This window comes from Streptomyces sp. GL_140 (assembly GCF_057834465.1).
Map to the genome: position 1 here is coordinate 2,052,604 of NZ_CM174404.1, position 26,172 is coordinate 2,078,775.

The following is a 26,172-nucleotide window of genomic DNA, read 5'->3' on the forward strand; positions in this document are numbered from 1 at the left end:
TGGAGACAGATGGTTCAGTCCTGTAGGACTTCCCTACCGTACGCCCGCTCCGAGGCGAGCGCTCCCGTGGCCAGCAGGTACTGGGCCGCCACGTACGTCGCCATGATCCAGAAGTCCGCCCGGGGCAGCTGCGGCCAGTCGGCGACCCCGGTGGCGATGAGCGTGTCGGAGAGCAGGAACAGCGCCCCGCCGAGTCCCGCCCGCCACCCGAGGGCGCTGGACCGCAAGGCCATGGCGGTGAGCAGCAGGCTGTATCCGGCGACGGGGATCCGCAGGTCGGCGGGCAGGTCGCCCCAGAGCAGCGTGACGGTGGAGAGCAGCGCGCCGGCGTACGCGGCCCCGAGCGCCGGATGGGAGCGGCGGCGGCCGAAGAGCAGGAGGTAGCAGACGTGCCCGGCGGCGAAGGAGCCCATGCCGATCAAGAAGGCCGGGTCGGCGTCGAAGAGCAGGGCCAGGTCTCCGCCCCAGCCGAACAGCAGGGCCGCGATCAGCAGCCGGGGGGCCGGACGGCCGGTGCCCCGGGCGGCCAGGGCCGCGTAGGCCACGAGCAGCGGCATCAGCAGCGGCTTGGCGACGAGGTGTCCCGGGTGCCAGCCCGCGAGGAGCGATCCGAGGTCGAGGGCGGTGGCGGCCGCGAAGGCGCCGAGCAGGATCCGCGCGGCGGGCCCGGCGCCCGGCGCCACGACGGGGCGCGCCCAGGAGGGCGTACGGGACTCGGTGGCGCTCACGCGGCGTGCTCCGAGGCCTTCGCGGACACGGTGGTGGCTCCGGCGTCAGCGCCGGCGGGCTGCCAGCCGGGGCCGCCGAAGACGCGTCCGGCGCGCTCGCGCCAGCTCCGGGCGGCCTTCACGTCGCGGGCGATGGAGGCGTATTCGTGGGTGGCCACGCGCAGCGGGTTGTAGGTGCTGATGTTCTTGGTGAGACCGAAGACGGGTTTGTCGGTCTCCCCCACCCAGGAGCCGAACATCCGGTCCCAGACGATCAGGATCCCGCCGAAGTTGCGGTCCAGGTAGCCGCCCTGGGAGGCGTGGTGGACGCGGTGGTGGGAGGGCGAGTTGAAGAGGAACTCGACGGGGCGGGGCAGCTTGTCGATGCGCTCGGTGTGGATCCAGAACTGGTAGACGAGGTTGACCGAGTAGCAGAACGCGATGGCGGCCGGGTGCACGCCCAGCGCGATCATCGGCAGGTAGAACGGCCAGGAGGTGGCGCTGGTCCAGGGCTGGCGCAGGGCGGTGGTGAGGTTGAACTTGCGGCTGCTGTGGTGGACGACGTGGCAGGCCCACAGGATCCGGATGACGTGGTGGCCGCGGTGCTGCCAGTAGTAGAAGAAGTCCTGGGCGAGCAGCATGAGCGGGACGGTCCACCACAGGACGGGGACCCGGAGCGGGGTGAGCTCGTAGACCGCGGTGTAGATCGCGAGGATCGGGATCTTCCAGAGGAAGTCGAAGGCCAGGCTGCCGATCCCCATGCCGAGGCTGGTGACGGCGTCCTTGGTCTCGTACCCGGCGGCGTCCTCGTCGGGATGGATGCGGTAGCTCACGAGCTCGATGACCGTGAGCAGTACGAAGGCGGGTATGGACCACAGCACGACATCGGGCAGGTTCGGCATGTCCGCACCATAGAGGCGGGTTCGGGGGCTCGGCTAGAGGTTGTTACCGATCGGTATCCATCTGAGTTACCGCCGGTTCGGAGGATGATGTCCGTGCGGGGGACGTCCTGGGGGAGGACACGGGGATGACGGCTTTCGAGACGGCCGCCTTACGGGTGGCGAACGTGGTGGCACAGGAACTGGCACCGGCCGGCCAGCGGGGCAGGCCGGCCCTACGGAGCTTCGCGCGCGGGCTGGCGGCCCGGCTGGCCGCGGCGTGCGACGGACTGACGGAGCGGGACCGGCTGGCCGCGGTGTCGGCGGTGGGCGACGCCTTCGCCACGCTGGGCCGGGAAGAGGCGCGGGCCCTCTTCTCGGCCAACGGGCCGGGGCCGGCCAGAGGAGCGGCGGGCCGGGCCGAAGGGCCGGAGCGGACGAACAGGGCGGGCCCGGCGGACCCGGAGGGCGAGGCCGGCCGGCCGGGCGAGGCGGGACAGACCGAGGGGTCCGGGCGGCCGGAGCGGCCGGGCGCGCCGGAGCGGGCCGGGGAGCCGGAGCGGCCCGTGGCCCTGCCGCCCCCGGCCGGCGCCGCCCTGAACCCGGCGGCCCGCACCGCGTACCGGGAGCTGCTCTCGGTGTGCCGCGCGTACTCCCTGGAGTACGCGGCCCGGTACGCCCCCAAGAAGCGGACGGAGCACGCGGAGCACGCCGAGGGCCTCCCGCCCTCCGAGGCCCGCGCCGAGGCGGAGCGGGCCGCGGCGGCCTTCGAGGAGGAGTACGCGCAGTACGTGGCCCAGACCCAGAGCCGGGTCCAGCTCTTCGGCCTGACCTTCAGCCAGGGCCGCCAGGAATGGCCGCTGGACCTGGCCTACATCAGCCTCGCGGTCGCCGGGGCCCAGCTCCTGGAAGAGCCCGGCCTGCAGACGCCGATGAAGGCCGAACTGGCCCTGGACGCCGCCGAGCGGGTACTGCTGCGCGGCCCGGCCGGGTCGGGCAAGAGCACCCTCGTCCAGTGGCTGGCCCTCAACGCGGCCCGCAGCAGCTTCGGCACCCAGCTGCGGGACTGGAACAGGCTGGTCCCCTTCGTCCTGCCGCTGCGCTCGTTCAACTCCCCCACCGGGCTGCCCCGGCCGGCGGACTGGCTGGACGCGACCGGCGTACCGCTGACCCCGCCCGCGGGCTGGGTCGAACACCTGCTCTCCGTGGGCCGGGCGCTGGTGCTGGTCGACGGGGTCGACGAGGTGCCGCCGTGGCTGCGCAGCCGCACCGAGTCCTGGCTGCGCCAGCTGCTCGCCGCCTATCCCGCGGCCCGCTTCGTGGTCACCACCCGGCCCTCGGCCGTCCCCGAGGACTGGCTGACCGCCCAGGGGTTCTCCCCCCTCGCCCTGCTGCCGATGGAGCGCGAGGACGTGAAGGCCTTCATCACGCACTGGCACGCCTCCGCCCGCTCCCGGGTCGAGGCGGAGGCCGGGAGCCCGGCGGGGGCCGAGGGGCAGGGCGAGGGCTCGGCGCGGGAGCGGGCGCTGCTCGACCGGTGCGAGACGGCGCTCCTCGAAGCGGTGGACACCAGACGGGACCTGGGCAGGCTCGCGACGAACCCGCTGATGTGCGCCCTGCTGTGCGCGCTCAACCGGGACCGGCGGATGTACCTGCCCCGGGCCCGCAAGGAGCTCTACGACGCCGCCCTGGACATGCTCCTGATCCGCCGCGACAGCGAGCGGGACATCTACCGGGTCGAGGGCGTCTACCTCAGCCGCGACGAGCAGACCTTGCTGCTCCAGCGGCTCGCGTACTGGCTGATCCGCAACGGGCAGGTGGAGGCGTCGGACGACGAGGCGATCGCGATGATCGCCGAGTCCCTCGACGCCATGCCGCAGGTCAGGGCCCAAGGACCCGCGCAGATGGTGTTCCGGCACCTGCTGATCCGCAGCGGGCTGCTGCGGGAGCTGGTACCGGGCTCGGTCCACTTCGTCCACCGCACCTTCCAGGACTACCTCGGCGCCAAGGCGGCGGTGGAGGCCCGGGACTTCGGCGCCCTGGTGCGCAACGCGCACGAGGACACCTGGGACAACGTCTTCCGGATGGCGGTGGGCCACGCCCGGCCCGACGAACGCGCCTACCTGCTGCGGGAGCTGCTGGCCCGCGCGGACCGGTCCGAGGCCGACCGCAGCCGGCTGGTGCTGCTCGCCGCGGCCTGTCTGGAGCACGCGCCGGAACTGGACCCGGAGGTCTGGCGCGAGGTGGAGACCCGTACGGCGCGGCTGCTGCCCCCGCGGTCCCCGAGCCAGGCCGAGGGGCTGGCCAAGGCGGGCGAGCTGGTGCTGGAGCTGCTGCCGGAACCGGCCGGGCTCACCGAGGGCGAGGCGGCCGCTACGATCCGTACGGCGGCGCTGGTGGGCGGCGACCGGGCGCTGCAGGTGATCGCGGGCTTCCGGACGGACGACCGCTACGAGGCGGCCCGCGAACTATCAGACGCCTGGGGGCGGTTCCCCGTGGAGGTGTACGCCGAGACGGTGCTGGCCGACGCCCCCATGCGCGTGGCCCACCTGCACGTACGCACGGAAGGCCAGCTGAAGGCCCTGGACGGGCTGCCGCACATCCGCCGGCTGCACGTCACCTGGGACGGCCCGGTACCGGAGGAGATCACCCGGCGCCGGGACCTGGAGTCGCTGATCCTGCACCGCAATCCGCGGCTGGCCGATCTGTCCCCGCTGGCCGGGCACCCGGCGCTGCGGCACCTGGGCGTGCTGGACTGCCCGCAGGTGGACGGGATCGAGGTGGTGTCCGACCTGGGCACGGACAGCCTCGCCTTCGGCTACCTGCGGGACGACCTGTCGCTGGCCCCGCTCGCGGGGGTGCCGGGGCTGCGTTCCCTGGTCATCGGCTTCGAGCCGCGGGAGCGGCGGATCGGTGAGGTCCCGGCGGCCGGGTCGCTGACCGCGCTGCACCTGTGGCAGGGCGCCCGGCGGATGACCCTGGACGGGATCGAGCGGTGGCCGGGGGTGACGACGCTGACGGTGGCCGGGAGCACCCAGTACCGGCAGCTGGTACGGGCCCTGCCCGTCAGGGGCCTGGACAGCCTGCAGATCCGCCATGCCGCGCCGGTGTCGGTCGCGGCGCTCCTGCCCTACGAGCGCCTCGCGCGGCTCGTCCTGATCCGGTGCGCCCTGGAGGGATCGCTGGAGTCGCTGCGCGAGTTCGGGGCGCTGCGCCGGGTGGTGCTGAGCGAATGCCTGGGGACCGTGGACCTGTCCCCGCTGGCGTCCCTGGACGAGCTGGTGATCGAGGTGCGCCGGGGGACGCAAGTGACCGGGGCGGAGCGGATCCCGCCGGAGCGGCTCGTCCGCAAGGACTGAGCCGCTCCGGCGGGTTCACGGCCGGGTCACCGGGGCACCGGGCCGCGGGGCCCGGGGCCCGCGTGCGCCCGCGTCACCAGACCCGGACCGAGCCCCCTCGGGCGAAGGCCGGGCTGGTCGCGCCCGCCGGTACCTCCGTCAGGGGCTCCGCGATCTCGGAGACCAGCGGGCCGTGCTTCGCGGCCAGCACGTCGAGGAGGCCGAGGTCGAAGCCGTACACCCGGGCGGCGTTGCCGCCGACCATGGCGGCGACCTCCTCGCGCGGCAGGCCCGCGTAGGCGATGCGCAGGCCCTCGCGGGAGAACGGGGTGGTGCCCTCGTCGTGGGGGTAGTCGCTGCCCCACATGATCTTGTCGAGGCCGATCCGCTCCCGCAGCGGGACCTCGTGGGGGCGCATGAAGCTGGCTCCCACGAAGCAGTTGTCCCGCCAGACCTCGCTGGGCCCCTTGCCCATGGACTCCGCCAGGCCCGCCCCGAACTTGGCCTCGGCGGTGGCCGAGGCCGCCACCAGGCGGCCGTGGTAGTAGTCGAGCATGTCCATCACCCCGGGGATCCAGCCGGAGCCCTGCTCCGTCAGGACCAGTTTCAGTCCGGGGTTGCGGCGGAAGGCCCCGCCGAAGATGAGGTGCCACAGGGCCCGGTGGGAGAACCAGGTGGTCTCCACCATGAAGACGGCCCGCGCGGCCGGTTCGTCGCCCAGCGGCGGCGACGCGGAACCGCCGTGGTGGTTGACCGGGACGTCGAGCTCGTCGCAGACGGCCCAGATCGGGTCGTAGACCTGCGAGTGGAGCTCGGGGATCCCGGAGCCCGGCGGGACCCCCGGCAGCAGGACCCCGCCGGTGAGGCCGGCCTTGCGGGTGCGGCGGATCTCGCGCACCGCCTCGTCGACGTCGTTCAGAAGGATCTGGACCACGCCCGCGCGCCGGCCCGGGGCGTCCGCGCAGAAGTCGGCCAGCCACCGGTTGTGGGCCTGGAGCCCCGCCCAGCGCAGGGCGAACTCCGAAGGCGTCGGGGGCTGGGCCATCAGCGAGGACTTGGGGAAGAACGGCGGGATGGTGTTGGGGAAGAGGACTTCCGCGACGATCCCGTCGGCCTCCAGCTCGGCCAGCCGGCGCTGGGAGTTCCAGTTGGCGTCCGCCGAGTCCGCGAGGAGGTCCTCGTACGGGTTCACGTAGGTGGCGGCCCAGGCGTCGAACTCCTCGTGGTACCGCTTCTCCAGGTACGGCTTGTAGTCCAGCAGGTCGGCGCCCGCGTGGCAGTCCGCCGAGATGACGGTGTAGCGGTCCTCGCGATCCTCGGCCGAGGTCATCCGTTCACCCCCAGGACCGGGAAGTCGTTCTCCGTCAGCCAGTGCCGGCCCACGTCGCGCGAGCGCGCCCAGGAGGCTTCGACGGCCGCCTGGTCCTCGCTCTGGCCCAGCTCGGCCGGGGTGGGCCCGATCCGGCGGGCGATCGGCGCCAGCTTCTCGGTGTCGAAGCCGAAGACCTCCGCCGCCGCGAGGCCCAGCATGCGGCGGGTCTCGCCGACCGGGATGTCGTGGAAGGTGTTCTTCAGCCAGTTCCGGGTGGCGGGCCAGGTCCCCTCGGGGTGCGGGAAGTCCGAGCCCCACAGGATGTTGTCCACGCCGATCTCGTAGCGCTGGGCGAGCTCGCGCCGCTTGGTGTTGGTGGCGCAGATGAACACCTGGCGGTCCAGGTACTCGCTCGGCGGCCGCTTCAGCTCCTCGAAGGGCGAGAGCTTCTTGCCGCCGTGCGCGCCCAGGTAGAGCCGGTCCATGAACCACAGCTGGTTCGGCAGCCACCAGCAGCCGGACTCGGCGACGCCGAACTTCAGCCCCGGGTGCCGCTCGAAGACCCCGGACCAGAGCAGGAACCACAGCGGGCGCGAGGGCCACCAGGTGACCTCGGAGACGAAGATGCCCAGGTGGTCCCCGTACTCGTGGCGCGGCGAGGATCCCGAGTGGGTGACGATCGGCATCTGCGTCTCGGCCGCGGCCGCCCACACCGGGTCGTAACGGCGGTCGTGGTAGGGCGCCTTGTCCACCCACATCGCGGGGATCATCAGGGCGCCGAGCCCCGATTCCTTGGCGCGGTGGATCTCGGCGACCACCTTGTCCGGATCGCCGGTGATGGGGAGCAGGGCGACCCCGCAGTGGCGTTCGGGGTTCTCGGAGACGAACTCGGCGAGCCAGCGGTTGTGCGCCTGGGCGCCCGCCATGCCGAGGACGGGGTCCTGGTCGCCGGAGAGCCCGAGGCCCACCCCGAAGGGGGCGGCGGTCTGGCTGTCCACGGCGTCGGCGTCGGGGAAGACGACCTCGGCGGCCACGCCGTCGCCGTCGAGTTCCTTCAGCCGCTGGGAGACGTCCCAGCCGCCCTTGAGGCCTTCCTCGTGGTCGTGGAACCACTTCTCGGCGAAGGCCTCGTTGCGCACGCCCAGCTTGGTGGCCTCGGCGCGGCGGGCGTCGCGCTGTCCGAGGAACTCGTCGAACTGGGGGTGGAACGCGCTGTCCAGGTAGGGGCGGTACTGCTCGGTGGGCAGCCCCGCGTGGCAGTCGGAGGAAATGATCAGATACGGGTCTTCGTACGTACTCACTGCACTCCTGTCGGTTCCCTCAGTCGAGGATGAAGCTCTCCAGATAGGCGGGGTTGGCCCGGTCGAGCATCGACTGCGAGCGGGCACGGATCTGCCGGTCGCTGTGCTCGCTGTCGGGGAGCATCCAGAAGCGGTCGGCGCGGATGCCGTCCACGACGTGGGCGGCGACGTCCTCGACCGGCGTGAAGTTCACCTCGTGCCCGGCCTGCTTCATCGCGGCCTCGTACTGGTCGAGGCTGCGGTACGGGGACTTGCGCGGGCGTTCCTTGGCGTACCGGTCGGGCCGGTTGCGGTGCGATTCCCACAGCCCGGTGCGCAGCATGTGCGGTCCGGGGAAGAGGACGGAGGCTCCGATGGCCGCGCCCTCCGCCTTGAGGTGGGCGTAGAGCGATTCGGTCATGGTGACCACGGCCGCCTTAGTGACCGCGTACACCGAGGCGGTGGGCAGCGGGGCGATGCCGCCGTCCCCGGAGGAGGTGTTGACGACGTGGCCGGGGCCGCCGGCCTCGATCATGCGGGGGACGAAGGCCTGGATGCCGTGGAAGACGCCCCAGACGTTGACGGAGAAGGCCCATTTCCAGTCGTTGGGCTCGTGCTCCCACATGCGGCCCTCGGCGCCGGAGCCGACGCCCGCGTTGTTGCAGAGCACGTGCACGGCGCCGAAGGTCTCGTAGGCGGCGTCGGCGAGGGAGATCACGGAGTCCCGGTCGCTGACGTCGACGAGTTTGGCGAGCACCTCGGCGCCGTCCGCCGCGAGTTCCCCGGCGGCCTCGCGCAGGGCGCCCTCCTCCACGTCGGCGAGCACCACCTTCAGTCCCTCGGCGGCGAAGCGGCGGGCCATGGCGAGCCCGATGCCGCTGGCGGCTCCGGTGACCACGGCCACCTGTCCTGGTTCGAGTCGCATCAGACGCTCCCCTCGGGCGGTCCGTCGAGGATCTGCATGGGGTCGTCGTAGCGCTGGTGGATGTAGGGGAGCAGGGCCTGGGCGCTGACCCGCTCGACGACCCTGCCCTTCTGGTCGGTGGTCTTCTCACCGATGGTGATCTCGACGACGCGGCGTACGGGGAGGTCCGCGATGGGGTCGAACATCGACTCCCGGAGCACCACGTCGCCGGTGATGTGCTCCAGCTTGCGGACCTTCTCGTTGCGCGTGCAGTGCACGAGGACCGGGTCGCAGTCGAAGCCCGAACCGTCCACGGCGGGAAGGAACTTGAAGTAGAAGTCGGTCTTGGTGGTGGGTTCGGGCAGCGGCATTTCGCGGTCCACGGCCCCGCGCACCTCCACGAAGGCGATCCCGTGCCGGGCCAGCGAGGCCCGGACGACCAGGCCGTCGCGCTCCACGGTGACCTCGCCGAGCTTCTTGGGCTCGCCGAAGACCTCGCGGCCGCCGGTCAGGGCGCGTTCCATGGTCATCGGCATGACCAGCGGGTACCAGCCCTCGACCCCGTCGTGCTGGGCGGCGACGGCCACGGAGCCGGCGCCGAGCGGGTATCCGGGCAGGTCCACCTTGCTGATGTTGGCCCGGACCAGGGGCCGTTCGGCCGGCTTCAGCGGCGGCGGCAGGACTGCCGCCACCACGTCCGGATCGCTCTCCCAGACGGCCACCACGCCGGTGGACCAGATGTCGGGGAGCTTGGAACTCTTCTCGCGCGACGCCGCGATCTCTGCCTCGGTGCGCGCTCCGTACCGTACGCGTGCCATGTCCAGCACCACCCTTCGGTAGGTTCTTCCTGTAACACAGTTACACCGGGACCGATGAAGGGTAAAGACCCCTGCACCGACCCGATCTGACGAATCGACAGAAAGTTGGGAAGGCTCTCATGGCCAGAACCGCGCTGACCCGTGCCGAGGTGCTGGACACGGCCGCCTCGCTCGTCAAACAGCACGGCCCGGCCGCCCTGACCATGCGCAAGCTCGCCGCCGAGCTGGGCACGGCGGTGACCTCCATCTACTGGCACGTCGGCAACCGCGAGTCCCTGCTCGACGCCCTCGTGGAGCGGACCGTGCAGGACATGGGCGCGATCCGCCCGGTCGGCCGCAACCCCGCCGACCGGATCCTGTCGGTGGCCCGGATCCTCCGCCGCGAGCTGCGCGAACGCCCGCACCTGATCGCGATGGTCCACGAACGCGGCCTCACCGAGCGGATGTTCCTGCCCGCACAGCAGGCCCTGGTGCACGAGGTGCACGCGGCCGGACTGCGCGGAGCACGGGCCGCCGACGCGGTGCGCGCGATCCAGTTCCAGATCATCGGCTTCGTCCTGGTCGAGCGCAATCGCGAACGCTCCCCCACCCAGTCCCCCGCCGAGAGCGAGCTGTGGGACCCGGCCGACGCCCCCCACGACCCGCCCCTGGCCCGCGCCCTGGCCCGGCCGGTGGACCCGGAACGGTTGTTCCAGGTATCCGTACGGGCCCTGGTGCGGGCCCTGCTGACGGCCGCCGGGTAATCGCTTTGCGTGGCACCCCCACTCCGTGATGGGATCGTGGACACGGGGGCGGCTCCCCGGCGCGCATCCTTCTCACTCCTTTTGCAAAGACCCCGCGCGCCCACTCTCCGCCCCCGTTTTTCATTTGCGGAGGGGAATCCCAGCTGTGTCTGCCATCGGACCCGTCGAATCGCTCATGCTGCGCCGGCTCCAGAGCGTCTACGTCGACCAGCCGCCGGCCGCGGCCTCCCCGGGCACCAGCGGCGTACGCCCACTGGAGGGCGAGCTGCTGGAGCGCGGCCACGCCCTGAGCCGGGAGCTGTACGCCGCCCTGGCCGTCCTCGCCCCGACCGACCTCGCCGAGGAACGACTGCGGCTGCTCGCGCTGGTGGACGCGCTGATGGGCTCCGACCGGGTCCACAAGCCGCTCTTCCGCCGCTTCCCCTTCTCCATCCCCCGCGACACCGAGCGCTGGTACGTCGACCGCGTCCTCGCCCTGCTGTTCCAGGAACCCGGCCAGCCGTGCGTCCTGTGCGCCGCGACCGGCTCGGTGCGTCCCCTCTCCCCGTGCGCCCACCTGGTCTGCGGCTCCTGCTGGGACGGCTCCGACTACACCGGCTGCCCGCTCTGCAACCGCCGCATCGACCCGGCCGACCCCTTCCTGCGCCCGGACGACCGCCCGGACGACCGCGCGCCCCGCCGGGCGAAGACCGCCCCCGGTGCGGCCGCCGGGCCGCTGCGGCTGCTCCGGCTCGGCACCGACCCGGCTGCCGACGCCGCCGCGCTGCTCGCCTCCCTGCTCGGCCGCCGGACCCCGCTGTCCCCCGAGGACCGCGAAGACCTGCCCCTGCTGATCCGGTCGGCCCCGCCAGGACTCGACTGGCTCCCCGCGGAGATCCCCGTACGGGAGACCAAGGCCCTGCTGCTCGCCGCCCTGTACGAGAACCCCTCGACTCGGGAATCCGTACGGCCGATGCTCGCCGGGCTGCTGACCACCGCCACCGACGTGCTGCGACTGCTCGCCGTGCGCTCCGAAGGGGATCCGGGGCTGCTGCCACTGCCGTCCCGGTTCGCATCGCTCCCCCGGCCGCTGCGCCGCGAACTGCTCGCGGTCCTCGACGCGCTGCCCACCCCGTACCTGGTCGAGGACCTGCTGCGGCATCCCACCGGATGGAAGCGGGCCGCCGAGATCCTGCACCCCTTCGAACACCACGCCCGCCACCCGCGCGCCGCGCTCGCCTTCGCCGTCCTGCGCGGCACCCCCCTGTCCGGCCCCCTCGGCACCGCCCTGCGCCGGACCGCGGCCGCGCACCCGGACGCCGTGCGCGTCTGCCCGGACGGCGACCGGATCCGGCCCGCCACCTGGGCCGGGCGTCTGGAACAGGCCCTGGCCGAGGGCGATGCCGGGGCCGCCGCCGCGCTGGCCGGCCGGCGCCCCGGTGAACTCGTGCGCCGCCTCGATCACCTGCTGCGCCTGCACACCGGCGGCCCCCTGGTCCCGGAGCTGGCGCGGGCGCTGGAACACGGGCTGCCCTGCGCCGGTCCGGGCCCGCTGCTGTCCGCGCTCGGCGCGCTCCGGATGCGGTCCGAGGACCGTACGGGCGGCCGCCGGGTGTTCTTCCCGCGCGGCCGGGTGACCCGGGCCCAGTCGGTGGCCGAGACCCGCCCGCCGCTGCCCGCCCCGCTCGTCGGGCGGGTCACCGCCCTGCTGGAGGCAGAGGTACTGCGCCGGTTCGGGGCTTCCGAGGGCGAGCCGTACGAAGTGGCGGTCCTGGACTCGGGGCTCGCCGACCTGACCGTGCCGTTCGCCGAACGCACCGCCGCCAAGGCCCTGGTGGCCGTACCGCGCGGCAGCACCCTGACCCTGCCGGAGGGCGAGGTGCTGCGGCTGTTCCTGCACTGGACCGAGCCGCAGGGCACCCGCACCGACCTGGACCTCTCCGTCGCCTTCTTCGACGCCGAGTGGAAGTTCACCGGGCTGTGCGACTACACCTCCCTGCGCCACGGGCCCCGGGGCGCCGCCACCCACTCGGGCGACCTGACCTCGGCGCCCGCGCCCGACGGGGCCACCGAGTACGTGGACCTGGACCTGGCAGCGCTCGCGGCCAACGGGGACGTCTTCGCCGTACCCCTGGTCCTGAGCTTCAACAACGTGCCCTTCGACGAGCTGCCGGACGCCTTCGCGGGCTTCATGGCCCTGCCCGCGCAGGGGCCGCGCGACTCCTCGTACGATCCGCGCACCGTCCGCCAGCGCTTCGACCTGGCCGGCGAGTCCCGGGTGTGCATGCCGATGGTGGTGGACCTGGCCGCCCGCCGGGCCCTGTGGGCCGATGTCCACCTGCCGCCGTCCGGGGCATTCCAGAGCGTGCGCTCGCACGGGGACCGGCTGGCGGCCGTGGCCCGGGACGTGTGGGAGCACTTCGGCTCCGGCGCCCGTACGACCCTGTGGGACCTCGCGGTGTGGCGGGCGGCCGCCCGCACCCGGGAAGTGGCCGTCCTGTGGCGGGCACCGGCGCCCGGACTGCTCGACGAAGTGTGGCTGTACCGGGCCGCGGCCGCCGAGGAGCCGGCCGCCTTCGCCTCCCGGATCGCCGCCCTGGAGCCGCCCGAGGAGCGCCGGCCCCGCCCGGACGCGGACGCGGAGGCCGCCGAACTGGCCTCCGGGAAGCGCGCGTTCCTGGCGCTGACCTCCGCGAGCGTGGCACCCGGGGGCGGTTCCGGGACGGCCTACCGGCTCTTCCCCGGACCCACCGAAGTGCCCGGGACCTTCGTCCGGGTGACCGCCGGGGACCTCGTGGCCGAGCTGGGCTGAGGAGGGGCCGGGACCCCGTCTGGCCCCGGGTGTCGGCGCGGGCCGATATCCTCTGTGACCATGCTCGCCGACCGTACGACCGCAGAGACGATGTGGCCGACCGCCTACCCGCAGGGGTACGCGGTCGTCGACGTGGAGACCACCGGGCTCGCTCGCGACGACCGGATAATCTCCGCCGCCGTCTACCGGCTCGACGCTCAGGGCAATGTCGAGGACCACTGGTACACACTGGTCAACCCGCTGAGGGACCCCGGCCCGGTGTGGATCCACGGCCTGACCAGCGACATGCTCCAGGACGCCCCGCTGTTCAAGGACATCGCCGAGGAGTTCGCCGACCGGCTCGCCGACCGGGTGCTCGTCGCACACAACGCGATCTTCGACTGGCAGATGATCGCCCGCGAGTACGCGCGGGCCGCCGGGGCCGCTCCGGTCCGCCAGCGGCTGTGCACCATCGCCCTGTCGAAGGAGCTGAACCTCCCGCTGCCCAACCACAAGCTGGAGTCGCTCGCCGCGCACTTCGGCGTGGTCCAGCAGCGCGCCCACCACGCCCTCGACGACGCCCGCGTCCTGGCGGAGGCCTTCCGGCCGTCCCTGCACGCAGCCGCGCGGGACAACGTACGGCTGCCCCTGCTGGAATGCCGGCCGCTGACGGAGTGGTCGGACTCCCCCGCCGCCCCGCGCGTCGGCTACCAGGCCTCCTACGGAGGGAGCGCGAGCTGGCGGGCCTCGCGCAAGCGGCCGCCGTGCCCGTACCCCAACCCCGGGCGCTACAGCGACGGCGCGCCGCTCAAGCAGGGCATGCGGATCGCCTTCTCCGGGGACACCTCCGTGGACCGGGAGCTGCTGGAGGACCGTGCGGTCGAGGCGGGCCTGCACATCGCCACGAGCGTGTCGCGGCTCACCAGCCTGCTCGTGACGAACGACCCCGACTCGGCTACCTCCAAGACGGTCAAGGCGAAGTCCTTCGGAACCCCCGTCGTCGACGAGGCCGCCTTCACCCAGCTCCTGCGGGACGTGGCTGCGGCAGACGGGTGACCGTCGGGCGACTCGCCCGGCGTCCGCTTTCCCGTCCGGCCGGTCCGGTCCCACCCTGTGGCGCATGGCACGTTGCGAAGTCTGCGGAAACGATTACGGCATGTCCTTCGAAGTCCACGCACAGGGTGCTGTACTCCTGTTTGACTGAGTTGACTACTCGCCCCTACAGTTCCCCCATCAGAGTGGGCATTCGTGCACGTCAGGGAGGGGAACCGCGTGCTGGCCAAGCCGCTTGCGGGGTACTGCCGCATCTCAGATGCGGACCTAGCGGACATACGTAGAGCCGTGAAGTCCGGACACCTCACGCCCGAAGAGGCGGCTGAGGAGGAGCGCAAGGGTGTCCTGCGCCAGCGTGAGGACATCGAGACGCTTGCCGGCGGAGCGCCTATCAAGTGGTACGAGGACAACAACCTCTCCGCTTTCAAGCGCAACGTCAGGCGTCCGGACTTCGAGCAGATGGTGAAGGATCTTGGGGCAGGCCGACTGTCCGGCATCCTCGCCTACGACATTGACCGCGTGTACCGCCAGCCCCGGGACCTTGAGCGAGTCATCGACTACTACGAGACCGCCAAGGAACACCTGGTCTTCAAGACCCTCTCAGGGCAGAACTTCGACCTGACCACCTCAGACGGCCGCTTCTCAGCCCGCCTCTTCGTGAACATCGCGAACAAGTCCAGCGAGGACACCAAGCGCCGACTGATCCGCGCGAACGTCTCCCGGGCACACAAGGGGCAGTCGCACGCCAGGGGGCTGACCTTCGGTTGGCTGGAGAGCGACCCAAGCAAGCTTGACCCCCAGACCGCGCCGATCCGACGCATGGCCGTTGAGAAGCACCTTGCTGGTGACCGGGTCGCCACCATCATGAAGTGGCTTGCGGATGACGAGAACGGCCCCGGGGTGATCAACCCGACCACAGGGAAACACTTCACCTGGGGCGGCGCCAAGGCCATGATCCTTGCGCCCAGGAACTGGGGCATCCGCACCTACAACGAAGAGCTCATTTACGACGACCAGAACCAAATCGTCATGGGTGACTGGGAACCCCTCTTCCCCACTCTTGATCTCTGGTACAAGATCCAGGCCGCCAAGGGTCGGGATGCACACCAGAAGACTCGGGAGGCTAACGTCAGCTACCTCCTAACCGCCATCGCCCGTTGCGGTCGGTGCGGTGCGGGTCTAAAAGGCCACCCGAAGTGGACGAAGGGCGCGCGTACGGCAGGGTACAACTACAACTGCAACAAACAGCGTCCGGAGTATTGCGGCCGACTGGCCATCGATGGCCCACACCTCGACAAGCTGATTCAAGAGTTCGTTTGGGCTCAGGTGCTGCGGGCTAGCACGCAGAAGCAGCTAACGGCCACGGTCGAGCCTTGGACGGGTGCGGCGGAGCTTCAGGAAGTAGAGACCGACCTAAAGGAACTCCAAGAGCTATGGGCCGCTAAGAAGGTCAGGGCCGGTTCCTATGTCACCGCACTGGATGACTTGAACGCTCGCCGGAACGAGCTGCTTGCGGATCGGGCCTACCACAGCGTGCCCGCCGGCACACGTGCGATCACTGAGGAGCTGCTGACCAACGGATGGGGGAATCTGTCCCTTGAGCGGCAGCGCATCATAGTCCGCAAGGTACTGCGGGCCTTGGTCATCCACCCTGCTAAGAGCCGGGGTGGCCGCTTCGACCCCAGTCGAGTCGAACCCGTACCTCACTAGTTCCAAGCACGCAAAAGGCCCCTCCCGGATGGGAGGGGCCTTCGTGTTATCCAGCCGAGTTGGACACGCTTCCAACCCGGTCAACAATGCCTGTCTTACCTTCAGCGCGGGCGCAATGCGCCCCGCAGAACCACTGACCGTCAGCCTCGACACCCTGTCCGACGATCTGAACTCGGCAGTGCTCACAGATCGGAGCCATGCGGTGAATGGCGCAGGCGAACGAATCGAATTCGTGCCGTGAGCCATCCTTCGTCAGGACAGTGAACGAAAGGGCGTAGTCGTTTCCGCATACCTCGCAACGGGCCATAGGGAACATGGTCAGTGGTACGCAGGCCGCAGGCAAGCCGCAGCACTCACCGATCGGATGTTCCACCCGGTCAGCGTACGCAGTTCATGCTGGCTTCAGGTCCAACAGCTCAAGGATCTCGTCCGTTTGGCCCTCAGTGAGAACGGGCACTTCAGACAGCCATCGTTCCAACCACTCTGCATTAGTCACGCCCCCCCACCCCTCAGTTCAAAATCTTCTCGTCCCACCCTGTTCCAGTTCGCCACACCACTCGGGCGACCCCAGCGGCCTTCAGTCGGGGAAGGCATCGGTAGCACGGTGCACGAGTTACATAGACGGTCCCACCATCGAGATCCTCACGCCGCGCATGAATCAAAAGGTTCTCCTCTGCATGAATGCCGATGCAGTTGCCGTAATCGCTGCCGGCTGGGATCTCTTCGTAGGTGGTCCTGCCACGCGGGCAGGCACCCGCAAGGCAACCTTGCTCGCCGGAGGGGACGCCGTTCATCCCGGACATGACCAAGCGGTGCCTGCGGTCCAGGAGGACCGCGCCCACCTGAGAGCGGGTGCAGTCCCCCCGAAGTGCTACAGCGTCAGCTATGCCAAGAGCCCAGGCGTCCCACGAGGGCCGCTCAGAAGGCCCGGTAGGCCTCTTCGTCGTAGTCGTAGCGGAGATCAACCGGCGCCTTCCCTCCTAGAAGGAGGAGTTCGCCGCAGCAGCCGGCAGACTCAAGAAAGAGGCCGTACCGCTCCACGAGAGCGTTCAGGTCTCGCAGAAATCCCCGCTGAGCTTCGCTCTGCTTCGCCTTACTCACAGTCCATCACTACTCCGCCTTCCAGGGGAGATCTTCCGGAATCGTTCCCGCTTCGACTCGGTAGAGAAGCTTCCAAGAGTTGCCTTCACGCTTGTAGACTTCTCCGCCCCGAACGCCTTGGTACTCGAACCTTCGGGTCTCGGGGTTGTACCGGTTAGACAGCTCCCAGGCGACTGCTGCCTTAGCCCTCCCAAGTCCAACGTGATACTTCAAGGCGGGAGTTCGGCTAGGCACGATGGATGCGTATGGCATACCGGCGAGGCCCTTCCGCGGGCCTTCGCAGCGCTCTTCCATGGGGGTCACCCGGCTGCTTCCCCACTCTCAGTCTCGTCAAGGATGATTGGCTGGTACCCCATAAGCGAGTTCCACGTATCGGCAGCCATCTCCTTGGCAAGCTCGAAAGGGACCCCAGCGGCAACAGCCTCAGTAACGACCGTGCCGGCTATGCGAGCTGCCGTAACTGCGTACGCCGCCTGCTTGTGAAGCCGCTCGGCGTTCATCTCCGTCTCGATTCCGGAAATCAGTTCCTCGAAAGAGCCCGACTCGTCATTCTCGTTCTCGCTCATCGCGTCTCCTCAGTGTTTACTTGCTTCGAGTTCCAACACGCTCCCCCAGGACCGATCACCGATCTCGGCATCTGCGGGGATCATTAGGCCCTGTACGGAAAACTGCATCAACTGCGCTGCTTCACGAGCCATCTCCTTTGCCTCATTCCTCGGGAACGAAAACACGATCTCGTCATGGATTGGGAGACGCATGTAGGGAGTGAATCCCGCAGCATCGAGCTTGAGCAGGGCCCGAGCCGTTACGTCCCGACTGCCACCCTGCACGTAATAATTCAGGGCTCGGAACCACTTACCTGGGTCTACGGGCAGACGCCGGCCAGTGGCCGTATAGATGAACCCGGTTCTGCGCGCTTCGTCGGCAAGGCGCTTCCCGAAAACGCCCACTCCCGGATAGGTGCGGGCGAAGGCTCCGAGCACCTTTCTCGCGGTGGCCTCGTCTACGTGGGCCTGCTCCATAAGAGCTGCCCAACCTCCGCCGTATACGGTCAGGAAGTTCGCCATTTTGCCGATCTTGCGGGCAACGTCCGCAGCGTCAGCCGTGATCTGGTGTAGATCCAATCCATTGACAAATGCGTTCAGCATCGTGGGGTCACGAGAGAACGCAGCTAGATAGCGAAGTTCCATGTTGCCGAAGTCAATGGAGCAACTGACGTGACCCTCATCGGCTAGGAACATGTGACGCACATAGCCGTCCCCCGAGGGGAATGTCTGAGCCGGAATGCTTCCCGAAATTGACATCCGGGATGTTCTGGCCTGGAGACTATTTATACTTCCGTGCACCCGATCGCTTGAATCGCGACCATTCAGGGCCCGCTCAAACCAGGTCTTCCGCCACTTACCCGCCTTTTTAGCCTGGACCACGGCAGCGGCTAGGGGGTGACTGATAGCTGACAGCACGTCGTCATCTATCGACAGATTTCCCTTGGGGGTCCGCTTGGTCAGCCTTACCCCGAGGTCCGTGAATACGTCGATCAGTTGCTGATTCGAGTTGACGTTCTCAACGCCGAACGTTCGGGCAATGAGCTCTTGCCGCTGCTGCTCTGCCGAAAGCTCCTCGCACCGCCGTTCGGCGTACTCAACATCTAGGAGGTAGCCATTTCGCTCCATCTTGGCTGTGACGTGTGCTAGCTGGTGCTCCCACCCAATGAGTCCCTGGGACTTGGAGCGTGCCGGCACCAGCCGATACAGGAGCTGAAAGAGACGGTAGGCAAGGGCCGGGTCCATACCTGCATAGAGCAGGAAGTCCGGATCGAAAAGCTCAACGAGCTTCCAGATTCTTTCCTTCGTGGTCTTGTACTTCTTAGCCAGTTCCCGGATCGAGCCCTTGACCTCTTCAGCCGTGGTCTCGCAAATATAGAACTTGGTCAGCTCTTCCAGCTTCAGGCCAGGACCACGCTCTTTGACTGCCCGCGGATCGACTAGGTGAGCAAGGAGCTTGGTGTCCCACATCTTTGGGGCAAGCTCCTCCATGGTTATCCCGAGCGTCGACTCAACAACGTGCAGGTCATAGGTGCCATTGTGGGCTACCAGCCACTCAAGGCGGAGAAGAGCCCAGCGGACCGCTTCCGCGAAGGTCGGACCCTTCTCCACCGGAATGACCCAGGTCTCAGAGCCGGTCCCAAACTGAGCCAGACGGCACCGGAAGTCATCCGCCCACCAATCGAGCCCAGTTGTCTCCGTGTCGAATCCAAGGATGCGGTGCTGAGATACAAACTCCCGGAACTGTTCAAGGTCACGAACGGTTTCCGCAACCCGAATCGATATCGGCTGGCCCTTGAGCCGGTAACTGAGATGCTGCAAGAGCCTTCCCCCATCTATTCAAGCTGCTTGATGAACTCCGTACCTACGTACTCCGTGTAGGCGGGAGGGATGCACTCACGAATTCCCTCACGAGACATCCACGGCACCCCCAGGTCTTCCTTTGCTCCATCCACCCCAATGAAGTTCCCGACGTAAATCCCCATCTCGCCGGGAAGTCGACGGCGGCCCATTTTCGTTTGGCGCTTTACGTGAGCCGGGTGCGCCGGCTGCGGAAGCACCCAGCCCCCGGCCTCGAAAAGGCGGTGCCTGTATGTGTGCAGCCCGAAGTAGTCTCCACAGAGCATGACCGGGCTCTTCATCTGAGGCTCAGCCCCCATGACGTTCTCGATAACCCACGGAACGCCAACGGCGTTCAGTGCATCACGAGTAGGGCCCAAGAGGTCCGGATGATCGTTCTGCCGAATCCGCTGGGTCTTGCTGTAGAGCTGGCAAGGCGGCGAGGCATGTATGAAGTCGAATCGCTGGCCGTAAGTCAGCAGAAACTGCATCGCTTCAGCCTGGACGAACTCAAATGGATAGCGGGGCTGCTGAGCAATGTCGACTCCGACAACTTCAAATCCCGCATCTCGATACCCCTTGCCTGCTCCCCCCTGGCAGCAGTAGAGATCAAGTATCTTAAGAATCCCCCCGCCCCCCTATCACGGCGCTACCCGCCCGTTCTTGACGAAGGCTGCGTAGGTGTGAGGCATCACCACAGAAAGCTCTCGCTCCATCCGCTCTGCGACCATCTCAATTTCCCTCTGCGGGAACGAGGGGAAGCGCGATACTTCCGAGATGGTTCGGAGCGACAGAAAGTGCAGGAGCGACCGGGCATTGCATGTTGCGTAATACGACGTGAAGGTCCCGACCGGCAGCACCATTCGAGCAACTTCCCGGGCCACCCCCCGCCGCAGGAGGGACAGGTACGCTTGATAAGCCCAGGTGTATGCCGAGTAAAAACCCTCTTTGACCGCCTTATGCTGAGCTGGGGTTCCTGACTCGAAGGTGTACGCCCCAGGCTTTCCCACCTGAACTAGCGAGCGCTGTTCATCTGGTTGATAAAAGACCCCTGCAAGCTCCTTGTAGCGTCCGGACTCCTCGTTGTATGACCAGCCGGCACGGTGCCTCATGTGCTCTCTGGCAACGAAGATCGGAGCCTCTACCAGGAATGTGAAATGCGTGTGCTCGAAGGGGGAACCGTGGCGGTCCCGTATCAGGAAGTTGATAAGTGCTTCGGTGGGCAGGTCATCGACCGCGGATTGCTTACCGACAGTCGAGACCCTTGCCGCCTTGGCAACCATTGCATCGTTGGCCGAAATATCTACAAGCTTGACGGTTACGTCAGGCCTGAACTGGATGCCTGTCACTGAATGACTCCAAAGGAAAAGGGGGCCGAGGAATCCCCGGCCCCCTAAAAGGTGCCTTGCTAAAGCTCGCTAGCTCCTACGAGAAAGAGCCGTCCTTCTGCCGCCACAGCGGGTCACAGTTAGACCCCTTGGGGGCGTTGCAGAACATCGCTCCCCATCCGCCGTTCTTGCCCTGGCCCTCGCGCAGAGTTCGGCCGTGCGGGCAGGAATCACCAGCAGGACCAGCCGGGGAAGCGGACTGAACCTTGCCGCCCTGGAAGGTCTTGGGTGCCGAATTCCCGCCCTTGCCGGCGGTGGGCTGATGCGTCTCCCGCACCTTCTTCGCGGCGTGAGACACCAGCTCAATTACGCCCCGGTCCGCCAGGGCCTTGATAAGGTCGACGGCCCGCTGTGCCGTCTCATCGGCGGTGGCTCCGTAGACGCATGGAGTGAGCCACTCTGCGTCATAACCCGCAGCACCCTTAAGGGTCATGCCGAGCTTGAAGCCATTGGGCGACGTAACTGGAACGTTGGTCATAGAGGCGGCCTCCTGAGGCTCTGGGACTGGTGTGTTGGTTTCGCCCCACGGGGAGGCACCATCAAATGGGTTGGGGAAGCTCATTCGCTCTCCAGCGGTATGAACCCACACCCCGTAATCACGGGAAGCAAGTTGTTGGGCAAAAAAAGAGACACCTAGATGGGACAGGCGCCGGATGCACAGATCTCGTCATACGAGGTGTCAGCGGTTTCAACACCGACCGCTGCCGCTAGCTCCTCGTACTCCTCCCTGGTGATGCGCTCGTAAGGAGGCTGCTCAAAGGACATCTCCGGGAAAACCGTGGTCCCCTTGAGCTTCGGCAGGAAAGGAATCAGAGCCTTGACCAGGTCGTCAACCGTATAAGCCTTAGGGTCGACATTAGCCGTGTAAGACACTGCCTGATCGGCCCAATGCTCCTGGTATAGCGCCTGAACCGAGAGCATGTCCGTCAAGGAAAGCTCTCCGGCGTGCTCAAAGGAGTCCCCCAAATCAGCAAGCGGGTCCTTGGTCGGGATCGTGACAACGCTGGTGTTTGCCGCGTACTTGTCCGGCTCAACGTCATACCCCTTCTGTCGGTACTCCTCCACCTGCGCCCGTTCTGTAGGTTCCAGATCGCTGAACCTGATCCGCCTCTTGAAGTAGCCAGCGAAGGGGGCGTGTACCGCCTCCCCCGACGCGCCGGCCAACTTGGAAGTCGTCCCAGTCGGAGCAATGACGCGCTTCTTGATCGGAACAGGGATGCGCAGGATGTTTGCGTAGGCTGCGGCTTCCTTGTCAACCTCATAAGACAGGTCGGCAAGATCCCAACCCACAAATCCGAGTTCCGCAGCTTCCGAGTACCTGATTCCCTGCTTCACCAGGAAGTCAGCGAACCCGAGATGCCCTACCCCGATACGCCGGAAGCGGGCAATGGCTACAGCCGACTTGGGATCAGCCACCTCCGCAAACGTCGCCCTGATGAGATACCGCGTCAGGTAGCGGTGCGCCTTCGTCAGGCCCGGGTAGTCAACGACTCCATCCGAATCCACGAAGGCGCCAAGGTTCACTGAGCCAAGGTTGCAGGGCTCCCAGGGGGTCAGCGTGGCTTCACCACACGGGTTGGTGGTGTAGGTCCCGTCAACCTCTCCCGCGGCCGTCAGGCTGGAGTTCCAAACGCCTGGCTCTCCATTGCGGAGCATGCCGGCGGCGATCTCCCGCAGGATCGGCATAGAGGGCGACGACATCTTGCCGAGCAGGTCAATGAAGTCCGCGTCAATCTCGACCGACACATTCGTTGTCCAGTGCCCTCCTTCCGACTTGATCCGCAGGAAGGTCCAGATGAGTGGATCACGCCAATGCATGATCGACATACGGGCGGATCGGCGGACGCCTCCAGAGACGATGCACTGAGCAATCTCGTGATCAATGCGCATGGCGTCGATGCCGTGGAGCGGACGGCCTTCGCCGTCCTTGAGCACCTGGCCCACGGCCTTGAGCATCCGCCCGAAGGGCTGAGGCCCACTGGCGGTACCACCGAAAGCCTTGAGCGGGGCCCCCTTTGCCCGTACACGGCTCACGTCGTACACGCGGGCCGTGTGACGCGTCTCAGGGGCGTGCGCGGTGCGGATCAGGTCCCCCAGCGCTTCCGCCCAGCCCTCACGGCTGTCCTGGACCTGGTAGGCACCTGTCCACTCGTGGCTGTACTCGATGGAGATCAGCCCGGCCTCTACGAGGTCGAGATAGTCACCGTGGGAGGGGTCGCACACGATGTGCACCTCTACGGGGATGACCAGCTCAGGGAAGCCGTCGAAGTACCGGGAAGAGTAGTTGGCCCCCACTCCACCACCCTCCGCCAGGCGGAGGAGCGAAAAGGTGAAGTGCTCCTCAGGGCGCCTCGCGTCCCAGCCTGCCGCCCAACAGTTGTTGAGAGCGAACTCGTTGACCCCGGACGACTTGAGGTGTCGGCCCGCCGGCAACACCCTGAAGGATGCAATCAGGTCGAGGAGAGCGGCGCGTTCGCCCTCTTCTGTGTACCGCTCGGGGACAAGAGCAAGGTTGCCGTCCACCACACGCTGAACGGTCTCAGCCCAAGTCTCCTGCTCACCAGTCGGCTTTACCCGAGAGTAAGTGCGCTCGTATACGGTCTTGGCCGTCTCGGTTGGAAAAGTCATGCAGTCACCTTTCGTAGGTCCCGGTTCATCTGACGAGCCAAGGCATCCAAGCCGCGGTTGCTCGCCTTGCGCTCGGTATCGTCCTTCGGCGGAAGTCCGTAGACGTACCGACGCAACACAATGTCTCGCTGTGTCTTGGCCAGGCGGTTTAGTGCCGTGGAAGCGTCCATGCGAGCGGACATCAGAGCATCAGTGATGCGGCAGGCAAGGAGGTCATCTCTGCGGCCGAGCATCTGTCCCAGTTCCTCATCGGAATAGAGGAACGTTGAGAGGGCAGCCTTAGCTTCTTCGGGAGTGTAGTAATACTTCCCGTCCTCTACATCCCGAGCATCGCGCTCCCTAGAGGCATACTGCGTGCCAGCCTTCTTGCAGAACATCCACAGGAACTGGTCCTCGTAGTGCTGCTCAAGGTAAGTGCGACGTTCATAGGCGTGCAGAAGGATCTCCTGCTTCACGTCATCCTTTTCCACCACACTCCAAGCTGAAGCGATGGACCGCGCCGCCTTGTCGGCAATCTCGCCGACATGCGCCCAGTCGATAACGGTCATGCGGCTACCCCCTTCTTAACAAAGCGCCCCCCGGCGCCGCGAACTACTTTTCCGTAGCGCTCGCCCTCCACCACGAACGAGCCGTCACGGCGGATGTCTACGGGGTAAGGCGAAACGTCATGGTCACCGACGTACAGAACCCCAAAGCCGCTCTGCCAGTTGGCCACAGCACCCGGTCCGAGGTATTGGGCCTTCCGCGGGTCCATCATGTGACCTACTTCGAATCCCCACCGCATGCCGCCGAGATGCGAGGGACCATGCCGGCGGACACCGAGGCGGTGAGTGTGACCCATGACCAGATTCGTCGTGGCCTTGCTGGCGTGCCCGTATGCGGTCGTTCCCGCGATGCTGGACAGGCCCTTGATCTCGTGTCCGTGGATCAGAGCCGTATCCGGTCCAACCTTGTGAAATGCCGGGGTCAGGCTGATGCCGAAAGAGTTGAAGTCGAGGAGCTTTGAGAAGTGGAAGTCATCGGCATACTCGGCCAGGGCGGGAGCCTTCGCACTTAGGTATGTGCGGGGCCGGAGATCGTGGTTGCCCTCCAGAATTCCGAACGGTCCGTCATAGACAGCCCTGATGGGTTCGAGCACCCGACGCTTAGTAACGTCAGAATCGCTCTTGACCTGCTGTCGATACTCGAACCGCGTGCCCTCGTTCCAGCGAGACGGAGTTTCGTAGTCGTTGAGATCACCGATCTGGTACAGCTCGTCAGGCTGGTAGTCACCGATGAAGCCGATGAGGTTGTTCAGTGCCTTCGGGTCGTGATACGGAACCTGAAGGTCAGATATCACCACTACACGCTTCAAATCGTCAGCTCCGTTCCGAAATGCCCATGAGCCGCTTCACCACAGCTTCCCGAAAACAGCCGTGTAAGCGGCCTCCCACGTTTCCCCGTGGTCCTGAAGGAACTGCACCCTTTGCAGGTGCTCCGCCAATTGGCTCTCACCGTCCTGCCCAAGGAGCTTGAGGGCTCCAGAAGCGCTCAGCCTCTCTGCCTGCCTGAGGGCATCGAGCGGCACGCCCAGGCGGTGAAGCACCTGACCCACCACACAGCCGGCACTGGTCGGGACCCCGGACTTATCTACGTGTACGTAGAAGCACCTACCAGTGCGCTCGGGGTCCATATACCAGGGGGCCCTATAAACCGTGTCAGGGGCCTCCTGCACCACGGCCTTCAGCGCACCAAGGATTTCCTTCTTGGTGAAACTCGGAATGGTTGCTGCGGTCACTTTCCCTGCTCCTTGCTCAGTCGCTGAATCTCGCGGTCGGCGTACCAACGGGCCTTCTTAAGATCTTCCAGCTCTGTTGCTGCGTCCTTACGTCCTGCGCGGCAGATGTACTTGACAGCGTTACCCCGGTTGAAGTTGAGGTTCTCGGTGAGGTCGATTACCTCAAGGCCGTTGGGGAACCAGGTGTAGTGGCTCGGATGGTCAACCGCGGAGTCCCCGCCATCAGATACGGGCGCTGAAACCGCTTCTATCTCGTCCTCAGCCATGTTGAGAAACTTGGCCTGCCCGTTTACGTAAAGCTTCACGCCGTACGGGTAGGGGGCTGTCGTATGCGAGTTCACAGAGTGGACGATCCCCCGGTACCCCTGATATGCACCCACCCGCGTCCCCGTGTGTGGACCGACGCGAATTTTATCTCCGGCCTTGAACTTCACAGTCCGATCCGATCTGTAAGGGCTTTCAGCCCGGAGGTGAGGAGAATGGCGTTTGAGTCGCGGTTGTCCATCTGAATGACCTTGCCGTTAGGCAGGTCGGCCGCTAGCTCGTCCATAAAAGTGAGTCCTGGTCCGTCCTCAGCAATGAGGAATACGGTCTCGTAGCCGTAGAGAGCGGGGGTCCAGTAGTCCCGCCAAGTGCCTGTACCAGGGGCGCCGATGGCCGGGATGCCGGCCAAGTCCCATGCCATGGTGTCGAATTCACCTTCTACTACGACCAGGACGGCACTCGGCTGGATTAGCGCGTTCGTGTTGAACAGGCGGGGAGGGTCTCCAGGGAGGCTCATGTACTTGCCGCCCTTGTGATCGTGCCTTTCCTTCTGGTCCTTCTCGAAGAAGTACGAGCCATCCACGTCCCGTACACACCTGTCCGCGATACACCGGAAGCGGCAGGTAGCTACTCCGTGCTCTCCGCCGGCAGGCCTCATGTAGGGGATACAGAGACTTCCCGTATACCGCTCATGTCCAGGTTGAGCCAAATGGACGTAGCCCAGTCCGAACCGGGTTGCGACCTCCCCGAGCCCCCGAGCCGCTACGTACTCCTCGGCTGGACTCCCCCGGTACATCTGGTGGTAGGTCTTGGCCATCTCCACCGAGTTGGGTACGTGCAAATTCTTGGGCTTCAAGGAAGCCACAGTTTCTCTCCCTCATGATCACTGCATATGAGTCCTCTGAGAGGTTGCAGACGAAACAGTTCCAGCGGTTCCCGGTCACATCCACGGAAGCTGACGGATTCGAGTCAGCATGAAGGGGACAACAGACTTTCTGTCGTCCCCTTGATGCCTTGATATCGAGTCCGTAGAAGTGCGCCAGAACCTTAACGATTGACGGCTTTGGCAGACTGCTTCTCATCACCAGTTCGCCTCACGGTCACAGGAAAGTCATAC

At 66.9% G+C, this 26,172-nt stretch carries 26 protein-coding genes; 5 read left to right on the forward strand and 21 right to left on the reverse strand.

The genetic code is table 11. The annotated features are described in order from the left end of the window. Positions 1 to 14: 14 nt before the first annotated feature. Together AC3IYJ_RS09550 and AC3IYJ_RS09555 are read right to left on the reverse strand one after the other, a co-directional pair. Complete coding sequence (locus tag AC3IYJ_RS09550) at positions 15 to 728, reverse strand: lysoplasmalogenase (protein ID WP_489400880.1); 714 nt, start codon at positions 726 to 728, stop codon at positions 15 to 17. Continuing rightward, complete coding sequence (locus AC3IYJ_RS09555; protein WP_489400881.1) at positions 725 to 1,609, reverse strand: sterol desaturase family protein; 885 nt, start codon at positions 1,607 to 1,609, stop codon at positions 725 to 727. The genes AC3IYJ_RS09550 and AC3IYJ_RS09555 overlap by 4 nt, the downstream gene beginning before the upstream one ends. Before the next feature lie 125 nt (positions 1,610 to 1,734). Between AC3IYJ_RS09555 and AC3IYJ_RS09560 the strand changes: the two genes are divergently transcribed. After that, a complete protein-coding gene (locus AC3IYJ_RS09560; protein WP_489400882.1) occupies positions 1,735 to 4,944 on the forward strand; it encodes an NACHT domain-containing protein in 3,210 nt (1,069 codons plus the stop codon). Between the two features lie 73 nt (positions 4,945 to 5,017). Here AC3IYJ_RS09560 and AC3IYJ_RS09565 read toward each other — a convergent pair whose 3' ends face one another. The 4 genes from AC3IYJ_RS09565 to AC3IYJ_RS09580 are packed head-to-tail and all read right to left on the reverse strand — an operon-like array spanning position 5,018 to position 9,237. Further along, complete coding sequence (locus tag AC3IYJ_RS09565) at positions 5,018 to 6,253, reverse strand: amidohydrolase family protein (RefSeq protein WP_489400883.1); 1,236 nt, start codon at positions 6,251 to 6,253, stop codon at positions 5,018 to 5,020. After that, positions 6,250 to 7,536, reverse strand: a complete 1,287-nt coding sequence (locus AC3IYJ_RS09570; RefSeq protein WP_489400884.1) for an amidohydrolase family protein — start codon at positions 7,534 to 7,536, stop codon at positions 6,250 to 6,252. Before AC3IYJ_RS09570 ends, AC3IYJ_RS09565 begins: the two co-directional genes overlap by 4 nt. A gap of 19 nt (positions 7,537 to 7,555) precedes the next feature. Then, positions 7,556 to 8,440 (reverse strand): SDR family NAD(P)-dependent oxidoreductase, encoded by an 885-nt coding sequence (locus AC3IYJ_RS09575; protein WP_489400885.1) that lies wholly within the window; start codon positions 8,438 to 8,440, stop codon positions 7,556 to 7,558. Next, complete coding sequence (locus tag AC3IYJ_RS09580; RefSeq protein ID WP_489400886.1) at positions 8,440 to 9,237, reverse strand: acetoacetate decarboxylase family protein; 798 nt, start codon at positions 9,235 to 9,237, stop codon at positions 8,440 to 8,442. Before AC3IYJ_RS09580 ends, AC3IYJ_RS09575 begins: the two co-directional genes overlap by 1 nt. A 119-nt stretch (positions 9,238 to 9,356) precedes the next feature. On the opposite strand from AC3IYJ_RS09580, the gene AC3IYJ_RS09585 reads away from it, so the two are divergent. The 4 genes from AC3IYJ_RS09585 (at position 9,357) to AC3IYJ_RS09600 (ending at position 15,513) form a co-directional block, all read left to right on the forward strand. Beyond that, positions 9,357 to 9,980, forward strand: coding sequence for a TetR/AcrR family transcriptional regulator (locus tag AC3IYJ_RS09585; RefSeq protein WP_489400887.1), 624 nt, complete (start codon positions 9,357 to 9,359; stop codon positions 9,978 to 9,980). Between the two features lie 175 nt (positions 9,981 to 10,155). Next, positions 10,156 to 12,771: an MXAN_6230/SCO0854 family RING domain-containing protein gene (locus AC3IYJ_RS09590; RefSeq protein ID WP_489402759.1), complete on the forward strand. Its 2,616-nt coding sequence runs from the start codon at positions 10,156 to 10,158 to the stop codon at positions 12,769 to 12,771. Between the two features lie 54 nt (positions 12,772 to 12,825). After that, positions 12,826 to 13,806 (forward strand): DEDDh family exonuclease, encoded by a 981-nt coding sequence (locus AC3IYJ_RS09595; protein ID WP_489400888.1) that lies wholly within the window; start codon positions 12,826 to 12,828, stop codon positions 13,804 to 13,806. A gap of 192 nt (positions 13,807 to 13,998) precedes the next feature. Then, the gene (locus tag AC3IYJ_RS09600; RefSeq protein ID WP_489400889.1) at positions 13,999 to 15,513 is read left to right on the forward strand and encodes a recombinase family protein; all 1,515 of its coding nucleotides are present in this window, start codon (positions 13,999 to 14,001) and stop codon (positions 15,511 to 15,513) included. 46 nt (positions 15,514 to 15,559) lie between these two features. Here the strand turns inward: AC3IYJ_RS09600 and AC3IYJ_RS09605 are convergent, their stop codons facing one another. From AC3IYJ_RS09605 to AC3IYJ_RS09675, 15 genes are all read right to left on the reverse strand, one after another. Then, a complete protein-coding gene (locus tag AC3IYJ_RS09605; protein ID WP_489402760.1) occupies positions 15,560 to 15,820 on the reverse strand; it encodes a hypothetical protein in 261 nt (86 codons plus the stop codon). A gap of 202 nt (positions 15,821 to 16,022) precedes the next feature. After that, positions 16,023 to 16,478: a deoxycytidylate deaminase gene (locus AC3IYJ_RS09610; protein ID WP_489400890.1), complete on the reverse strand. Its 456-nt coding sequence runs from the start codon at positions 16,476 to 16,478 to the stop codon at positions 16,023 to 16,025. Continuing rightward, positions 16,432 to 16,614, reverse strand: a complete 183-nt coding sequence (locus AC3IYJ_RS09615) for a hypothetical protein (RefSeq protein WP_489403080.1) — start codon at positions 16,612 to 16,614, stop codon at positions 16,432 to 16,434. The genes AC3IYJ_RS09610 and AC3IYJ_RS09615 overlap by 47 nt, the downstream gene beginning before the upstream one ends. A gap of 299 nt (positions 16,615 to 16,913) precedes the next feature. Further along, entirely contained in the window at positions 16,914 to 17,180 is a 267-nt protein-coding gene (locus AC3IYJ_RS09620; protein ID WP_489400891.1) for a hypothetical protein, read from the reverse strand. 9 nt (positions 17,181 to 17,189) lie between these two features. Continuing rightward, positions 17,190 to 18,980, reverse strand: a complete 1,791-nt coding sequence (locus tag AC3IYJ_RS09625) for a DNA polymerase (protein WP_489400892.1) — start codon at positions 18,978 to 18,980, stop codon at positions 17,190 to 17,192. 14 nt (positions 18,981 to 18,994) lie between these two features. Next, positions 18,995 to 19,489, reverse strand: coding sequence for an SAM-dependent methyltransferase (locus AC3IYJ_RS09630; protein ID WP_489400893.1), 495 nt, complete (start codon positions 19,487 to 19,489; stop codon positions 18,995 to 18,997). Between the two features lie 150 nt (positions 19,490 to 19,639). Further along, complete coding sequence (gene thyX / locus AC3IYJ_RS09635; protein ID WP_489400894.1) at positions 19,640 to 20,347, reverse strand: FAD-dependent thymidylate synthase; 708 nt, start codon at positions 20,345 to 20,347, stop codon at positions 19,640 to 19,642. A 76-nt stretch (positions 20,348 to 20,423) separates the two neighbouring features. After that, a complete protein-coding gene (locus AC3IYJ_RS09640; protein ID WP_489400895.1) occupies positions 20,424 to 20,948 on the reverse strand; it encodes a hypothetical protein in 525 nt (174 codons plus the stop codon). Between the two features lie 71 nt (positions 20,949 to 21,019). Continuing rightward, a complete protein-coding gene (gene nrdJ, locus AC3IYJ_RS09645; protein WP_489400896.1) occupies positions 21,020 to 23,014 on the reverse strand; it encodes a ribonucleoside-triphosphate reductase, adenosylcobalamin-dependent in 1,995 nt (664 codons plus the stop codon). Next, positions 23,011 to 23,562 carry a hypothetical protein gene (locus tag AC3IYJ_RS09650; RefSeq protein ID WP_489400897.1) on the reverse strand — a complete coding sequence of 184 codons (552 nt, stop codon included), beginning with the start codon at positions 23,560 to 23,562 and terminating at the stop codon, positions 23,011 to 23,013. The genes nrdJ and AC3IYJ_RS09650 overlap by 4 nt, the downstream gene beginning before the upstream one ends. Beyond that, positions 23,559 to 24,368, reverse strand: a complete 810-nt coding sequence (locus tag AC3IYJ_RS09655) for a metallophosphoesterase (protein ID WP_489400898.1) — start codon at positions 24,366 to 24,368, stop codon at positions 23,559 to 23,561. Before AC3IYJ_RS09655 ends, AC3IYJ_RS09650 begins: the two co-directional genes overlap by 4 nt. 36 nt (positions 24,369 to 24,404) lie before the next feature. Beyond that, complete coding sequence (locus tag AC3IYJ_RS09660) at positions 24,405 to 24,791, reverse strand: hypothetical protein (RefSeq protein ID WP_489400899.1); 387 nt, start codon at positions 24,789 to 24,791, stop codon at positions 24,405 to 24,407. Further along, complete coding sequence (locus AC3IYJ_RS09665; protein WP_489400900.1) at positions 24,788 to 25,225, reverse strand: DUF3310 domain-containing protein; 438 nt, start codon at positions 25,223 to 25,225, stop codon at positions 24,788 to 24,790. The genes AC3IYJ_RS09660 and AC3IYJ_RS09665 overlap by 4 nt, the downstream gene beginning before the upstream one ends. Then, positions 25,222 to 25,851 carry a topoisomerase gene (locus tag AC3IYJ_RS09670; protein ID WP_489402761.1) on the reverse strand — a complete coding sequence of 210 codons (630 nt, stop codon included), beginning with the start codon at positions 25,849 to 25,851 and terminating at the stop codon, positions 25,222 to 25,224. Before AC3IYJ_RS09670 ends, AC3IYJ_RS09665 begins: the two co-directional genes overlap by 4 nt. Beyond that, on the reverse strand, positions 25,745 to 26,137 hold the full coding sequence (locus AC3IYJ_RS09675) for a CHC2 zinc finger domain-containing protein (RefSeq protein WP_489400901.1): 393 nt from the start codon (positions 26,135 to 26,137) through the stop codon (positions 25,745 to 25,747). The genes AC3IYJ_RS09670 and AC3IYJ_RS09675 overlap by 107 nt, the downstream gene beginning before the upstream one ends. Positions 26,138 to 26,172 lie beyond the last annotated feature (35 nt).

Coding starts and splice junctions, on each gene's coding strand:
- AC3IYJ_RS09555 (WP_489400881.1), bottom strand. CDS start 1,609: ATGCCGAACCTGCCCGATGTCGTGCTGTGGTCCATACCCGCCTTCGTA.
- AC3IYJ_RS09560 (WP_489400882.1), top strand. CDS start 1,735: ATGACGGCTTTCGAGACGGCCGCCTTACGGGTGGCGAACGTGGTGGCA.
- AC3IYJ_RS09565 (WP_489400883.1), bottom strand. CDS start 6,253: ATGACCTCGGCCGAGGATCGCGAGGACCGCTACACCGTCATCTCGGCG.
- AC3IYJ_RS09575 (WP_489400885.1), bottom strand. CDS start 8,440: ATGCGACTCGAACCAGGACAGGTGGCCGTGGTCACCGGAGCCGCCAGC.
- AC3IYJ_RS09580 (WP_489400886.1), bottom strand. CDS start 9,237: ATGGCACGCGTACGGTACGGAGCGCGCACCGAGGCAGAGATCGCGGCG.
- AC3IYJ_RS09585 (WP_489400887.1), top strand. CDS start 9,357: ATGGCCAGAACCGCGCTGACCCGTGCCGAGGTGCTGGACACGGCCGCC.
- AC3IYJ_RS09590 (WP_489402759.1), top strand. CDS start 10,156: ATGCTGCGCCGGCTCCAGAGCGTCTACGTCGACCAGCCGCCGGCCGCG.
- AC3IYJ_RS09605 (WP_489402760.1), bottom strand. CDS start 15,820: ATGGCCCGTTGCGAGGTATGCGGAAACGACTACGCCCTTTCGTTCACT.
- AC3IYJ_RS09620 (WP_489400891.1), bottom strand. CDS start 17,180: ATGAGCGAGAACGAGAATGACGAGTCGGGCTCTTTCGAGGAACTGATT.
- AC3IYJ_RS09630 (WP_489400893.1), bottom strand. CDS start 19,489: ATGCAGTTTCTGCTGACTTACGGCCAGCGATTCGACTTCATACATGCC.
- AC3IYJ_RS09640 (WP_489400895.1), bottom strand. CDS start 20,948: ATGAGCTTCCCCAACCCATTTGATGGTGCCTCCCCGTGGGGCGAAACC.
- nrdJ (WP_489400896.1), bottom strand. CDS start 23,014: ATGACTTTTCCAACCGAGACGGCCAAGACCGTATACGAGCGCACTTAC.
- AC3IYJ_RS09650 (WP_489400897.1), bottom strand. CDS start 23,562: ATGACCGTTATCGACTGGGCGCATGTCGGCGAGATTGCCGACAAGGCG.
- AC3IYJ_RS09670 (WP_489402761.1), bottom strand. CDS start 25,851: ATGTACCGGGGGAGTCCAGCCGAGGAGTACGTAGCGGCTCGGGGGCTC.
- AC3IYJ_RS09675 (WP_489400901.1), bottom strand. CDS start 26,137: ATGAGAAGCAGTCTGCCAAAGCCGTCAATCGTTAAGGTTCTGGCGCAC.